Genomic DNA, 13473 nt, shown 5'->3' with positions numbered 1-13473 from the left:
CGAACGTCGTGGTGGGCGTACGAGCGGGTCCGTCCCGGCCGGTCGATCGTCCAGGTGAGACGCGACGGACCCCGCCGTCCCAGGTGGGGTGGGACGGCGGGGTCCGAAGGATCCGTGCGCGGTCGGGCGACCGGGTCAGATGGCGACCTCGAGGCCGGCGACCTCGCCGGTCTTCGCGGTGACGGTGCTGTCGATGCTCACGCCGCCGGCCGCGAGGACGCGGACGGTCCAGTCGCCGTCGGCGGCGAAGAACCGGAACACGCCCTCGTCGCCCGTGACCACCTCGGCGGTGAACTCGCCGGACGCGTCGAGCAGGCGGGCGTAGGCGCTGGACACCGGGACGCCGCCGCGGGTGACGGTGCCCTGGATGACGGCCTCGTTGGTCAGGTCGACGGTCGCAGGCAGGTGCGCCGTCTGCTCGGGCGCTGCGCAGCCCTGGGTCATTGCTCCTCCAGTACTCGGAAGGTCAGCGGACTTACTTGCCGGCGCCGAGCTCGATCGGCACGCCGATCAGCGAGCCGTACTCGGTCCAGGAACCGTCGTAGTTCTTCACGTTCTCGATGCCGAGCAGCTCGCGCAGCGCGAACCAGGTGTGCGAGGAGCGCTCGCCGATCCGGCAGTAGGCGATGGTGTCCTTGTTCAGGTCGACGCCGGCCGCCGTGTACAGCTCGCGGAGCTCCTCGTCCGAGCGGAACGTGCCGTCGTCGTTGGCCGCCTTCGACCACGGGATGTTGGCCGCGGTCGGGATGTGGCCGGCCCGCTGCGACTGCTCCTGCGGCAGGTGCGCCGGGGCGAGCAGCTTGCCGCTGAACTCGTCGGGGGACCGGACGTCCACCAGGTTCTGCTTGCCGATGGCCTCCACGACCTCGTCGCGGAACGCGCGGATGGTCAGGTCCTGGTCCTTGGCCTTGTAGTCGGTGGCCGGACGGGTCGGGACGTCGGTGACCAGCTCGCGGGAGTCGAGCTCCCACTTCTTGCGGCCGCCGTCGAGCAGCTTCACCTTGGTGTGGCCGTACAGCTTGAAGTACCAGTACGCGTAGGCCGCGAACCAGTTGTTGTTGCCGCCGTACAGGATCACCAGGTCGTCGTTGGCGATGCCCTTGGCGGACAGCAGCTGCTCGAACCCGGTCTTGTCCACGAAGTCGCGGCGGACCGGGTCCTGCAGCTCGGTCTTCCAGTCGATCTTCACGGCGCCACGGATGTGGCCCTTGTCGTAGGCGGACACGTCCTCGTCGACCTCGACGAGGACCAGGCCGGGGTCGTCCAGGTGGGACTCAACCCAGTCGGTGTCCACCAGGACGTCTGAGCGGCTCATGCGGGAACCTTCCTCTCGGAGCGGAGTTTCGCGGTGACACGTCGGAAGAGCAGGTACATCTCGCAGCCGAGGCAGAACCCGAACACCGCGTTCAGGAACGCCGCCGCCAGCGCGAGGGCGGTGGCACCGATGCCGAGCCAGGTGGTCCCCGTCGCGTATCCGGCCGTTCCGGCCAGGGCGAACGCCAGCCCGACACCCTGCGCGAAGCGGGGCGCGGCGGCGTCCTCCAGTTCCCTGGGCGGCGCGAGCCGGGGACGGATGAGCACTCTGAACAGCAGCCCGTACGGGGCGTACCGCAGGCCGAGGAAGGTCGCGAGAGCGAACACGGCGGCCTGGGCGGCGAGCAGGGCCCAACTTCCGGTGACCAGGACCGCGATGAGGACGACGGTCGTGACCGCCGCGCCGAAGCGCGGCCCACGCGGATCAACCTGCATCGGGGACTCCTGGCGGAGCGGAAGCGTGCGTACGAGCTGGAAGTAGGAAGAAGTGCTCGGGGGCGGACGGGCTCGATGCCTCAGGCCGGGCGACAGAGCGAGGCGGCCACGCGGCAGAAGTCGACCGCGCGGCGCTTCGTGAGCATCTGCTCTGTCCAGTAACGCACGGACTCGATGTTAAGCGGCAATCCACGCGCTGTCACATCTGTCTCGCCTTCCGAGACGGTGACAGTCGTCCTGACGCAGGTCGCAGGGCTGCCGATCAAGCGATCACCTCGCCCAGGGCCGCGATGACGTCGGGCTTGCGGGGCGCTCCGGTGGCGCGCCGGACGACCCGTCCGGCGTCGTCCAGGACGAGGACGGTCGGGGTCCGGACGATGTTCAGCCGGCGGACGAGATCGAGGTGCGCCTCGGCGTCCAGCTCGACGTGGGCGACGCCGTCCACCATCCCGGTGACCTCGCCGAGGACGCGGCGGGTGGCGCGGCACGGCGCGCAGAAGGCGCTGGAGAACTGCAGCAGCGTGGCCTTCGCGCCGAGTTCGGCGCCCAGGTCCTCCGGCCGGATGGTCTCCGCCACCTCGTCCTCCCCTCTACGCGCGCCCAGCACGTCCCGGCGCGCGCGCAGCACGCCGTCACGGCGCCGCCGGACGAGGCCGAACGCCGTGGCCGCGATGAGGACCGCCGCGGCGATCAATGCTCCGGTCATCGACATGCACAACCTCGCGGGGACGCGTGTTTCTTCCCCGGACCCGGCCCGTCCGGGGAGGCGCTCAGGTGGGGATGGTGAGGATCGGCCGCCCGTCCAGCCCGACGACCTCGAACGAGAACAGCTGGCCGCGCGGGAACATCGTCGACCCGCGGTACTCACCGTAGCCCTCGTCGTACGGCACGTACCAGCTGCCGAGCGCGTCGCGGCGGCCGTCCCGCGCGATCACCTGCAACCGGCAGTGCGACCCCTTCGGCACCCCGGCGAGATGGAGCTCGACCTCGGTCCCCCACGCCTTCCTGCGGAGCACCACATAGCCCTTGATGTCGCCCTGCGGGTTCGTGGCGCTGATCCGTTCGGCGGTCGCCGCCGGGGAGGCCGTCGCGGACGGCGACGCCTGCGCCGCCGCGCCGCCGCCGTCCCGCCCGAGCGGCAGGACGAAGCCGCCGAACAGGCCCCCGACGACCAGCAGCAGGCACGCGGCGGCGGCGAGCGGGGCCCACCCCGCGGGGCCGCGCCCGCCGGCCGGGCGCCCCAGCGGTCCGAGCCGTCCCCTCCTCCGCTCGGCCGCCCTGGCAAGCAGCCCGTCCAGCAACTCAGGCGGCGGCCCGGCCAACTGTTCGAGCTGCTCCCGCTCGACCCGCCCGAGCAGTGCGGGCAGGCCGGCCAGCCCGGCGAGCTCGTCCCGGCAGGCGGGGCAGCGCTCCAGGTGGCCCTCCACCTGGCTCCGCTCGCCGGGGTCGAGCGCGCCGAGCACGTACACCCCGAGTGAGGTGCGCACGTCCGTGCAGTCGTTCATGGCGCCAACCCCCGCTCCTCCAATGCGAGCTTGAGCGCCCGCAGTGCGTAGAAGGTGCGGGACTTCACCGTGCCGGGCGGTATGCCGAGCGTCTTGGACGCCTCGGCCACCGACCGGCCCTTGTAGTAGGTCTCTACCAGGACGGCCCGGTGCGACGGGCTCAGCCCGGCCAGGGCCTCCGCCACCGTCCAGGACTCCAGCGCCCGGTCGATGTCGTCGGAACCGTCCGGGGTCATCATGACGTGCTCGTCGATCCCGGTCTCCGGCGGCCGCGCGCGCTTGGCGCGGTGCGCGTCCACGACCAGGTTCCGCGCCACCGTGAACAGCCACGGCCGCACGGGACGCCCCGCCAGCGCCTCCGGATGCCGCCACGCGCGCAGCAGCGTCTCCTGCACCACGTCCTCGGCCTGCGTCCGGTCCCCTCCCGTCAGCCGCAGGACGTATCCGAGGAGGGGACCCCCGTGCTCGCTGTACAGAGCGCGAAGCAAACCCTCATCGGCGGTCGGACCCACACCACTGTCACGTACGCCCCGGCCGGGCGGTTCACCTCCGGCGCGGACTATCTGCGCCCCTGCTGGAGATCGTTCAGGTGGACGTTCTCGGCCGTCGCGGCGACCCGCAGCCCGTCGGGCGTGGGCTGGATCTGGCTGATCCGCGACCCGACCGGCAGGTCGGCGACCGGCACGACCCAGGTCAGCGACCGCTTCACCAGCGCCAGCGGGATCTGCGCGGCGCCGTCCGAGCCCACCGAGACGGGCGTGATCGCGATGCCCTTCGCGGTCGGCTTGACCTCGACGACCGCGGTCCCGGAGACGGGGAAGCCGAGGATGTTGCCGGTGAGGTCGACCGAGAGGTCGTCGCCCTTGGGCCGGATCGCCTTGACCTCCTTCGGCGCCTCCTTGCGGATCACGTCGTAGGGGATGACCGCGGACGCGGTTGCCGTCTTCGCGGTGACGTTCGCGGAGCTGCCCTTGCTGACCTCCGACAGCGGCGCGTTCACGCCCCGCATGTCGACGGTGACCCCGGAGACGGTGACGCCCTGCTCCGTCCAGTTCCCGATCTCGACCTCGATGTGCTTGTACTCGCCGCCGATCGCCTGCGTCAGGAACGGGATGCCGTGGATGGTGACGTCCGGCTGCTGGGTCAGGTTGTACTGCGCCGCCACCTGCTCGCCGATCTTGTCCTGCGCGACGCGCACGCCGAGGCGGTCCGCGGCGACCAGCACGACGGCCACGAAGATCAGCAGGACCAGCAGTACCTTCCGCATGTCTCTCCTCTGACGACGGCATGCGATCGCCACACCTTAATGCGGGTTCGCACCAAACCGGGTCACACCGGAGAATGACCTTGCGTCACCCGCCCGCGAACGGCGGCAGCACCTCCACGACCCCGCCCTCGGGCAGGACGACCGACGCGTGCGGCCGGCTTCCGACCGGGTCCCCGTCGATCAGGAACGAGCTCCGCCGGACGACCCGGGCGAACTCCTCGTCCCGCGCCGCCGACGCCGCCGCCAGCGCCTCCGCCAGCGTCCCCGCCTCGTACGGCTCCTCCGGCGTGCCCGCGGCGGCCTTCGCCGCCGCCCAGTACCGCATCGTCCCCTTGGCCATGGGACCAGTATTCAACGTCCTGCCTCGGAGCCGCCGGTGACCGGTCCGTTATGCTCTGGGGGAGGGATCCGGGCGACGAGGCCATGGAGTTCATCCGAAAGGCCCTTCATGGTCGCCTCGTCGTAGAGTCGCCGACCCTGGGCGGGGCTGGGGAGATGAGCCGTCCGGGTCCGACGTCTTTGGACGGGAGGCGGCATTTGAGCAGCCTGCTCTTGCTGACCAACGCGTTGGAGCCCTCCGACGAGGTCCTGCCCGCGCTCGGACTTCTGCTGCACTCGGTGCGCGTCGCCCCCGCGGAGGCGTCCGCGCTGATCGACACGGACCCGGCCGACGTCGTGCTGGTCGACGCCCGCCGCGACCTCGTCCAGGCCAAGAGCCTGTGCCGGCTGCTGCGCACCACCGGGCTGGACTGCCCGCTGCTCGCCATCGTCACCGAGGGCGGGCTCGCCGCCCTCAGCCCCGAGTGGGGCTTGGACGACGTGCTGCTGCAGACCGCGGGCCCCGCCGAGGTCGAGGCCCGGCTGCGGCTCGCCGTGGGCCGCGCCGCCGCGGGCGCCGACGCCGACGAGGTCCCGGGCGAGATCCGCAGCGGCGACCTCACGATCGACGAGGCCACCTACACCGCCCGCCTGCGCGGCCGCGTCCTCGACCTGACCTTCAAGGAGTTCGAGCTGCTGAAGTACCTCGCCCAGCACCCGGGCCGGGTCTTCACCCGCGCGCAGCTCCTCCAGGAGGTCTGGGGCTACGACTACTTCGGCGGCACCCGCACGGTCGACGTCCACGTCCGGCGCCTGCGCGCCAAGCTGGGCGCCGAGTACGAGTCGCTGATCGGCACCGTCCGCAACGTCGGGTACCGCTTCGTCCCCGACCACCGGCCCGGCGACGCCGAAGAGAAGACCCCGGCCCGCGCGTAGGGCCGCTAGGGGACGACGGACCTGCGCGTGAGGTGGTTCAGTCCCAGCGGGTGGAGCGCTGGCGTTTGACGGCGGAGCGGCGCTTCTTGTTCTCCAGGCGGCGCTCGTTGATGCCGCGCGGGATCTTCTTCGGGATGCGCTTCTTCGGCGGCGGCGCCGTCGCCTCGGCCAGCAGGGTCGCCAGCCGGGTGCGGGCGGCGTCGCGGTTGCGCTGCTGGGAGCGGTACTCCTCGGCGCGGATCGTGAGGACGCCGCGGACGAGCCGTCCGGCCAGGCGGTCGAGCGCGCGGGCGCGCAGGTGCTCGGGGAGGGACGGGGAGTTCGCGACGTCGAAGGAGAGCTCGGCGGCGGTGGCACTGGTGTTGACGTGCTGCCCGCCCGGCCCCGACGAGCGGGAGAAGCGCCAGCTGAGCTCGGTCTCCGGGATGGCGACCGAGCCGCGGACGTGGATCTGGGCGGACATGCCCCCATTGTCGCAGGGGTGATGCGGCCCTGTCGTCCGGTTAAACCCCGCCTGGCACCAACTGCAAGCACTTACTTACAATGCTCGCCATGACTGCTGCGGGAATCTTCCAGGACGGCGACCTCATCCGCGTCATCTCGCGGGAGGGCGCGCTCATCGCGGCGGGCGGGGCCGCGTCGCTGCTGCAGACGGCACATCCCAAGGTCGCGCAGGGCGTGTACGACCACAGCTACACCGCCGACGACCCCGCGCGGCGGCTGCGCAACACCATGGGCTGGCTCTACGTCGTGCAGTTCGGGACGCGGGAGGAGGCCGAGACCCTCAGCGCGCTCGTCACCAAGGGGCACGAGTCCATCACCGGCCCCGGCTACGAGGCCAACGACCCAGAACTTCAGGTGTGGGTCGCGTCCACCCTGTTCGCCGTGGCGACGCAGTTCTACCAGGCGCTCTTCCGCCGGACGTTCACCGAGGCCGAGCTTGAGGAGTTCTACGGGCAGACCAAGGTCTACGCCACGATCCTGGGCTGCCCCGAGGGGCGGATGCCGGAGACCTACCGCGACTTCCGCGCCTACTACGCCGACATGCTCCACACCTTGGAGATCAGCGACGCGTCGCGGGCGGTCGCGGAGCAGGTGCTGCACCCGAAGCTGCCGGGCGGGCCGCTGAACGCGCCCGGCCTGATGATGATCCGGCTGCTCACCGCCGGGCTGATGCCGGCGCCGATCCGCGAGCAGTACGGGTGGACGTGGTCCCGGGCGCGGCAGGCGCGGTTCCGGCTCCTGCTGGCGGTGCTGTCGGCGGTGTACCCGCGGCTGCCGCAGCGGATCCGGACGCTGCCGCGCGAGTACTACCTGCACTCGACGCGCAGGATGCTGGCCAAGGTGAAGCGGAGGCCCGCGATCAGCGTGCGCGGCTGAACGGCCGCGCGATCCCACAGGCGGATCGCGCGGCCGTTCTCCCTTGCCAGGCCCTCCCGAACCCGGCCCGGCCGGGAGGACCCTCTGACCGGTCCGCCGCCCGTCCGCCCGCTCCCCCCAGAGCCTGGCCGGACGGCGGCCGGATCAGACCGAGGCGCCGGCGATGATCTCGTCGGCGGTCTTCTTGGCGGAGTCGATCGGGATGGCGAAGCCGACCCCGATGTTCCCGTCGCTGCTCCCGGACGTGGCGATGGCGGTGTTGACGCCGATCACCTGGCCCGAGGAGTTCACCAGGGCGCCGCCGGAGTTGCCGGGGTTGATCGCGGCGTCCGTCTGGATCGCGTTCTTGATGACGGTCTGCTCCTGCTGGGACAGCTGCCCGCGCAGTCCCGGCGGGAGCTGCTGGTCGGAGTCGCCCTCCTGCACCTCGCGGCCCAGCGCGCTGACGATGCCGGACGTCACCGAGCCCTCCAGGCCGAGCGGGCTGCCCACGGCGAGGACCTGGTCGCCGACGGCGAGCCGGTCGCTGTCGCCGAGCGTCGCCGGCTTCAGGCCGGACACCCCCTGCGCCTTGATCACGGCGATGTCGGCGCCGGAGTCGGCCCCGACGACCTGCGCCGTCGCGGTCCGGCCGTCGCTGAACTTCACCGCGACCTGCCGGGCGCCCGACACGACGTGCGCGTTGGTGAGGATCACCCCGTCCGAGCGCAGGATCACGCCGGACCCGCCGGAGACGCCGGACGCGGTCTGCGCCTGGATCGACACCACGCTCGGCTGGACGGCGGCCGCCACCTGCGCGGTCGTGCTGGTGGACGAGGCCCCCGAGACCGCCGTCGGGCTCGCGTAGACGGTGTTCTCGTGCGTCAGCGCCAGCGTCACCGCCGCGCCTCCAGCGCCCGCCCCGAGCGCCAGCGCCGCGGCGGCCCCCACCGCCGCGAGCTTGCGCCGGGCCGTGCCGAGCATCCCCGGAGCCGCCGGCCCGGCCGCCTCCTGAGCGCCCGTGCCGGGCGGCGGGACGTCCTGCCAGGACCACTGCCCCTGCGCGGCGACGTCCGGTCGCCCCGGTTCCCATGGTGGCGGCTGCGGCCGTCCGGTGTCGGTGTTCATGCGGATCCCCCTGTCGTTCGCTCACCATCGAGAGTGCGCGCCGGGGCTGCAGGCCGCCTGGATTGAACCTGAAAGTGTGCTGAAAGCCGACATGACATGAAAAAACCGCGACCGCGGGCGGTGAAACCCACGGTCGCGGTGCCCCCAGCGGGCGACCCGGGGGGTGAGGTTGGCCAGGGCGCGGACTCCCGTTCCCCGTCGAGACCGGGGCGCGCCCTGTACGACCACCTAAGCGCACTTACCTGAACATTGCCTGAATGTGACCCAGGTCTCCGCCCAACGGCCCGTCGTCCGGCCGCGCGGGCTAGTCGTCGGCCAGCGGGAGGACGACGCGGAACGTGGCGCCGCCGCCCGGCGTGGAGTCGGCCTCCACGACGCCCGCGTGCGCGGCCACGAGCGCGGCGACGATGGCGAGGCCGAGACCGGCGCCGCCGTAGTCGCGCGAGCGGGCCTCGTCCGCCCGGTAGAACCGCTCGAAGACCCGTTCCGCCTGCTCGGCGGACAGGCCGGGGCCCCGGTCGGCGACGGCGATGACCGCGGCGGGCCCGTCGCGCAGCGTGCCGGGCAGCAGCCGGACGTCGACCGGCGTCCCCTCCGGGGTGTGCGCGATCGCGTTGGCCAGCAGGTTGCCGAGCACCTGGCGCAGCCGCGGCTCGTCCCCCCGCACCTGGTACGCCAGCCCTCCCTCGACCGACAGGTCTATCTTGCGCTCGGGCGCGAGAACTCTCGCCTCCTGGACGGAGTCGGCCGCGACCGCGAGCAGGTCCACCGGACGCCGCTCGATCGGGCGCTGCCGGTCCAGCCGGGCGAGCAGCAGCAGGTCCTCCACCAGCAGCCCCATCCGGGACGCGGTCTCCTCGATCCGGCCGATCAGCCGGCCCAGCTCGGCGGGGCTGCGGGCCGCGCCCTGCCGGTAGAACTCGGCGAAGCCGCGGATCGCGGTCAGCGGGGTGCGCAGCTCGTGGCTGGCGTCCGCGACGAACCGCCGCATCCGCTCCTCCGAGCGCAGCGCCATCTCCTCCGAGCGCCGCGCCGCCGCCTCCGACTCGGCGCGCGCGCCGAACGCCGCCTCGATCTGCCCCAGCATCGTGTTCAGCGACCGGCCGAGCCGCCCCATCTCGGTGCGCGGGTCGGCCTGCGGGACGCGGCGCGACAGGTCGCCGGCCGCGATCGCGCCCGCCGTCTCCTCGACCGCCGCGAGCGGGCGCAGGCTGGCCCGCACGACCCACACGCCGAGCGCGACCAGCACGCCGAGCACCAGCAGCCCCACGATCGCGTCGATCACCACGAGCCGCTGCACGGTGCGGTCCACCTCGTCCATGCTGAACGCGAGGACGATGATGCCGCCCGGGATCGGCTCGGCCAGGATCCGCCACTGCGAGCCGCCGGTGCCGCGCACCGTGAACGGGCGGTCGATGTGCTCGCGCAGGTCCGCCGGCAGCTTCGGGTGGCCGGTCTCGCTCCACGCCGGGTTCTGCCCCACGGCGTGGCCGTCGTCGGTGCGGACCTGCCCGTACATCTCGCTCGGAATGCGGACGTCGATGTTGACCTCGCCGCGCCGCAGCTGCGGGATGACCTGCTCGATCGCCCGCCCCACCGAGCTGCGCAGCTGGTCGTCGGCCCGGCCCACCAGGTACTGGCGCAGCACCGACGCGCCCGCCGCGCTCATCACCGTCATCCCGAACGTGACGAGCACGAGCATCCCGGCGATCAGCTTGACGCGCAGCGACGTCCGCCCCCACAGCCGCTCCAGGGCGCGGCGCGGCGACCGGGGCATCAGCCCGATCTCGACGGCTCGCGCAGGACGTAGCCCACACCGCGCAGCGTGTGGATGAGGCGCGGTTCGGCATTGTCCACCTTGCGGCGCAGCGCGGACACGTACGACTCCACGATCCCCGCGTCGCCGCGGAAGTCGTAGTTCCACACGTGGTCGAGGATCTGCGCCTTCGACACGACGCGGCCCGCGTTGGCCATGAAGTAGCGCAGCAGCTTGAACTCGGTCGGGGACAGCTGGATGGGCCGGCCGCGGCGCCACACCTCGTGGCTGTCCTCGTCCAGCTCCACGTCCGCGAACACCAGCCGGGGCGGCGGCTCGGCGGCGCCGCCGCGGAACCGGCGCAGCACCGCCCGGATGCGGGCGATGACCTCCTCCAGGCTGAACGGCTTGGTGACGTAGTCGTCGCCGCCGATCGTCAGCCCCTTGATGCGGTCCTGCACGGCGTCGCGCGCCGTCAGGAACAGCACCGGGGTGTGGTCGCCGCCGGACCGCAGCCGCCGCGCGACGTCGAACCCGTCGATGTCGGGCAGCATCACGTCCAGCACGATCAGGTCGGGGCGGTGCCGCCGCGCCGACTGCACCGCGTCCGCCCCGTTCGTGGCCGTGACCACGTCGAACCCGGTGAAGCGCAGGCTGCCGGCGAGCAACTCCAGGATGTTGGGCTCGTCCTCGACGACGAGCAGGGTCGCCTCCGAGGTCGCCGCCTTGCCGCCGTTCGCCGTCCGTTCAGACAATTGCCCAGTCCCCCTCCACATCATCGCCGAGGATTCCAGCCGAACCTGAACGTCCCCTGAATGGTGGCAGAGGATACGTTGAGCGCCGCCCCGGTTCCGACTGGAAGCGCGACTGGCCAGGTTAGGCGAGGCAGGGCGGTGTGGGAGGGGCGGGGCGCGGGTCAGTGCTGGAGGGCGCGGATGGCCCGCATCGCCTCGCGCCGGGCGTCGCCGGACAGGACGTCGATGTAGACGCGGCCGTCCAGGTGCCCGCACTCGTGCTGGAGGCAGCGCGCGAAGTAGCCGGTGCCCTCCACGCGGACGGGCCTGCCCTTCACGTCGACGCCCTCGACGACGGCGTGCGCGTACCGCGACGTCTCGAACCGCAGGCCGGGGACGGACAGGCAGCCCTCCGACTCGACGAGCTGCTCGCCGTCGGCGGCGACCAGCACCGGGTTGGCGACGTGGCCGACGTGGCGGCGGCCCTTGTCGTCCTCGCAGTCGTACACGAACAGGCGCAGGCCGACGCCGATCTGGTTCGCGGCCAGCCCGGCGCCGTCCTCCTCGTACATGGTGACGAACATGTCGTCGACGAGGCGCTCCAGGGAGGCGTCGAACGTCCGGACCGGGTCGCATTCGGTGCGCAGGACAGGGTCGCCGAGAAGCCTGACCGGGCGGGCGGTCCCGCCTCGCGGATGGGTCCTTTTCCTCACGCCCGAGATCCTACAAAGCGTGCGGCGGCGCGCCCGTCCCCTCGTGAGAGGGGACGGGCGCACCGCCGGGCGGACGGGCGCGTGCTGCGGCCCGGCTCCGCTACAGCTCGATCGGGCCGCGGGGCTGCTGCGGCGGGACCGGCGGGTGCACCGGGGCGGCGTCCTCGACCGGGCGCGGGGCGGGCTTGGCCTGCGGCGGCGCGGACGAGGCGGACGGCGCGGGCGGAGCGGGCGGAGCGGACGGCGCGGGCGGCGCGGACGGCCCCGCGGGCTCGGCCGACGTCGGCTCGGGCTTCCTGACCGACGGCGCGGCGGGCGGCGCGGCGGCCGACGCCGGCTTGGGCGCCGGGCCCTGGGCCGGGGCGGGGGCCGACGCGGGCTTCGGCGTCGCGGGCGCCGGGGCGGTGGCCGGCTTGGCCGTCGCGGCGGGCGCCGGCTTGGCGGCGGGCGCCGGCTGCGCGGGCGGGGCCTGCTTGCGCGGGCCGCTCTGCCGGACGGCGTCCTCGACCATCTTCTCCAGCGGCCCGGCCTCGTTCTCGGCGGTGAGCAGCCGGTGCAGGGTGTCGCTGATCTCGGTGAGCCGCTGCAGCGCCTGGGTGTGGTTCTTGGTCAGCGCGGTGAGCCGCTGGGTGGCGCCCTCGTTGATCACGCTGGCGCGGCGCTCGGACGCGGTGAGGGTGCGCTCGGCCTCCAGCCGCGCGCTCGTCACCGTCTGCTCGGCCTCCTGCTTCGCCGACGACAGGACGCTGTCCGACTCCTTCTTGGCGGAGGCGAGGACGCGGTCGGCCTTCTCCTGCGCCTGCGCGAGGTTCTTGTCGGCGTGCGAGCGCGCCTCGTCGATGATGCGCTTGGACTCGTGCTCGGCGTCCTCGCGGATCTCGGCGCCCTTGGCCTCGGCCTGGGCGACCTTGTCCTGGGCCTCGTCCTCGGCCAGGTTGATGATCTGGCGGAGGCGGTCGCTCAGGTCGTCGCCGGTGGGCTTGCGCGCCTCCCTGAGCTCGGCCATCTCGCGGCGGAGGCGCTCGCCGTCGTCCTGGGCGCGGGCGAGGCGCGCCTCCAGTTCGCGGTGCTTCTGCTGGGCGCGGGCGATGTAGTCGTCGACCTGGCGGCGGTTGTAGCCGCGCATGACGATCTCGAAGGACTCGTCTTGGAGGAGGTTGGGCAGGATCTCGGCTTCGTTGCTCATGGTGCCTTGGGGGGTCGTTGGCGGGGGTCATCACCCCGTCAGGGTCGGACGCGATAACAAGCCTCACCCGCCTGAGCGGGCCCACAGGATGCGGACGTACCACAGGGACGCACGGATACGTCAGGACGACTCTTGTCCGGTCCACCCCTTTCGCGCAACCGGAACACGCTTCTTGCTGCCGTTTCTTCTTGCCGGTGGGCTCGACAAACTATCCAATCCGGTCAAATCCGATGCCCCCCGGTCCGCGGGCGGGACGGGCCGCGTCCTAGCATCGGCGGCATGAGCTACCTGGGAGCGTTGGGCGCGGACCGGCCGCAGATCGACCCGTCGGCATGGGTCGCGCCCGGCGCGGTCGTCGTCGGGCGGGTGACCCTGGGCCGCGCGTCCAGCGTCTGGTACGGCTCGGTGCTGCGCGCCGAGGACGAGGAGATCGTCGTCGGCGCCGAGTGCAACATCCAGGACCTCAGCTGCCTGCACTGCGACCCGGGGATGCCCGCCGTCCTGGAGGACCGGGTCAGCCTCGGCCACAAGGCGATGGTGCACGGCGCCCACGTCGAGACCGGCGCGCTCATCGGGATCGGCGCGATCGTGCTGAACGGCGCCCGCATCGGCGCCGGCACGCTGATCGCGGCCGGCGCGCTGGTGCCGCCCGGCAAGAAGATCCCGTCCGGGGTGCTGGTCGCCGGGACGCCGGGCAAGATCGTCCGGGAGCTGACCGACGACGACCGGCTCGTCCTGGACTACACGCCCACGGTCTACATGGAGAAGGCCGAGCGGCACCGCGCCGCCGAGTGGCGGTGACGTCAAGCCCCGCTTGATCTC

18 protein-coding genes are annotated in these 13473 nt (G+C 72.6%); 3 read left to right on the top strand and 15 right to left on the bottom strand.

Going from position 1 to position 13473, the window contains the following annotated elements; translation table 11 throughout:
• Nucleotides 1–135 precede the first annotated feature (135 nt).
• The 9 genes from HUT06_RS05760 to HUT06_RS05725 form a co-directional block, all read right to left on the bottom strand.
• The gene (locus tag HUT06_RS05760; protein WP_176194750.1) at nucleotides 136–444 is read right to left on the bottom strand and encodes a DUF1416 domain-containing protein; all 309 of its coding nucleotides are present in this window, start codon (nucleotides 442–444) and stop codon (nucleotides 136–138) included.
• A gap of 31 nt (nucleotides 445–475) precedes the next feature.
• On the bottom strand, nucleotides 476–1315 hold the full coding sequence (locus HUT06_RS05755) for a sulfurtransferase (RefSeq protein WP_176194749.1): 840 nt from the start codon (nucleotides 1313–1315) through the stop codon (nucleotides 476–478).
• Nucleotides 1312–1749 (bottom strand): DUF4395 domain-containing protein, encoded by a 438-nt coding sequence (locus HUT06_RS05750; protein ID WP_176194748.1) that lies wholly within the window; start codon nucleotides 1747–1749, stop codon nucleotides 1312–1314. The genes HUT06_RS05755 and HUT06_RS05750 overlap by 4 nt, the downstream gene beginning before the upstream one ends.
• 80 nt (nucleotides 1750–1829) lie before the next feature.
• Nucleotides 1830–1895, bottom strand: a complete 66-nt coding sequence (locus HUT06_RS45530) for an Ms5788A family Cys-rich leader peptide (RefSeq protein ID WP_353070578.1) — start codon at nucleotides 1893–1895, stop codon at nucleotides 1830–1832.
• 116 nt (nucleotides 1896–2011) lie between these two features.
• Nucleotides 2012–2353: a thioredoxin family protein gene (locus HUT06_RS05745; RefSeq protein ID WP_254715729.1), complete on the bottom strand. Its 342-nt coding sequence runs from the start codon at nucleotides 2351–2353 to the stop codon at nucleotides 2012–2014.
• 166 nt (nucleotides 2354–2519) lie between these two features.
• Nucleotides 2520–3254: an anti-sigma factor gene (locus tag HUT06_RS05740; RefSeq protein ID WP_176194746.1), complete on the bottom strand. Its 735-nt coding sequence runs from the start codon at nucleotides 3252–3254 to the stop codon at nucleotides 2520–2522.
• On the bottom strand, nucleotides 3251–3766 hold the full coding sequence (locus HUT06_RS05735; RefSeq protein WP_176194745.1) for a sigma-70 family RNA polymerase sigma factor: 516 nt from the start codon (nucleotides 3764–3766) through the stop codon (nucleotides 3251–3253). Before HUT06_RS05735 ends, HUT06_RS05740 begins: the two co-directional genes overlap by 4 nt.
• A gap of 47 nt (nucleotides 3767–3813) precedes the next feature.
• Entirely contained in the window at nucleotides 3814–4521 is a 708-nt protein-coding gene (locus HUT06_RS05730) for a DUF2993 domain-containing protein (protein ID WP_176194744.1), read from the bottom strand.
• A gap of 85 nt (nucleotides 4522–4606) precedes the next feature.
• Nucleotides 4607–4861 carry a MoaD/ThiS family protein gene (locus HUT06_RS05725; RefSeq protein ID WP_176194743.1) on the bottom strand — a complete coding sequence of 85 codons (255 nt, stop codon included), beginning with the start codon at nucleotides 4859–4861 and terminating at the stop codon, nucleotides 4607–4609.
• Between the two features lie 197 nt (nucleotides 4862–5058).
• Here HUT06_RS05725 and HUT06_RS05720 point away from each other — a divergent pair, with 197 nt between their 5' ends.
• Nucleotides 5059–5775 (top strand): response regulator transcription factor, encoded by a 717-nt coding sequence (locus HUT06_RS05720; protein WP_176194742.1) that lies wholly within the window; start codon nucleotides 5059–5061, stop codon nucleotides 5773–5775.
• A gap of 37 nt (nucleotides 5776–5812) precedes the next feature.
• On the opposite strand, the gene arfB is transcribed toward HUT06_RS05720, so the two are convergent.
• On the bottom strand, nucleotides 5813–6238 hold the full coding sequence (gene arfB, locus HUT06_RS05715) for an alternative ribosome rescue aminoacyl-tRNA hydrolase ArfB (protein WP_176194741.1): 426 nt from the start codon (nucleotides 6236–6238) through the stop codon (nucleotides 5813–5815).
• An 89-nt stretch (nucleotides 6239–6327) separates the two neighbouring features.
• Between arfB and HUT06_RS05710 the strand changes: the two genes are divergently transcribed.
• Complete coding sequence (locus HUT06_RS05710; RefSeq protein ID WP_176194740.1) at nucleotides 6328–7155, top strand: oxygenase MpaB family protein; 828 nt, start codon at nucleotides 6328–6330, stop codon at nucleotides 7153–7155.
• 144 nt (nucleotides 7156–7299) lie between these two features.
• Here the strand turns inward: HUT06_RS05710 and HUT06_RS05705 are convergent, their stop codons facing one another.
• The 5 genes from HUT06_RS05705 to HUT06_RS05685 all read right to left on the bottom strand — a co-directional run bounded on the left by HUT06_RS05705 (nucleotide 7300) and on the right by HUT06_RS05685 (nucleotide 12651).
• Nucleotides 7300–8262, bottom strand: coding sequence for a S1C family serine protease (locus tag HUT06_RS05705; RefSeq protein WP_176194739.1), 963 nt, complete (start codon nucleotides 8260–8262; stop codon nucleotides 7300–7302).
• Nucleotides 8263–8566: 304 nt separating this feature from the next.
• Nucleotides 8567–10039, bottom strand: a complete 1473-nt coding sequence (locus HUT06_RS05700) for a HAMP domain-containing sensor histidine kinase (RefSeq protein WP_176194738.1) — start codon at nucleotides 10037–10039, stop codon at nucleotides 8567–8569.
• Nucleotides 10039–10773 carry a response regulator transcription factor gene (locus tag HUT06_RS05695; RefSeq protein WP_302931781.1) on the bottom strand — a complete coding sequence of 245 codons (735 nt, stop codon included), beginning with the start codon at nucleotides 10771–10773 and terminating at the stop codon, nucleotides 10039–10041. Before HUT06_RS05695 ends, HUT06_RS05700 begins: the two co-directional genes overlap by 1 nt.
• Before the next feature lie 161 nt (nucleotides 10774–10934).
• Nucleotides 10935–11465 (bottom strand): peptide deformylase, encoded by a 531-nt coding sequence (gene def / locus HUT06_RS05690; protein ID WP_176194736.1) that lies wholly within the window; start codon nucleotides 11463–11465, stop codon nucleotides 10935–10937.
• Nucleotides 11466–11565: 100 nt separating this feature from the next.
• A complete protein-coding gene (locus HUT06_RS05685) occupies nucleotides 11566–12651 on the bottom strand; it encodes a DivIVA domain-containing protein (protein WP_176194735.1) in 1086 nt (361 codons plus the stop codon).
• A 279-nt stretch (nucleotides 12652–12930) separates the two neighbouring features.
• Between HUT06_RS05685 and HUT06_RS05680 the strand changes: the two genes are divergently transcribed.
• Entirely contained in the window at nucleotides 12931–13452 is a 522-nt protein-coding gene (locus tag HUT06_RS05680; RefSeq protein ID WP_176194734.1) for a gamma carbonic anhydrase family protein, read from the top strand.
• The last annotated feature ends 21 nt before the right edge of the window (nucleotides 13453–13473 follow it).

This window comes from Actinomadura sp. NAK00032 (genome assembly GCF_013364275.1).
Lineage (GTDB): Bacteria > Actinomycetota > Actinomycetes > Streptosporangiales > Streptosporangiaceae > Spirillospora.
The sequence above is the reverse complement of the archived record's forward strand: the minus strand, read 5'-3'. Positions and strand labels throughout refer to the sequence as shown.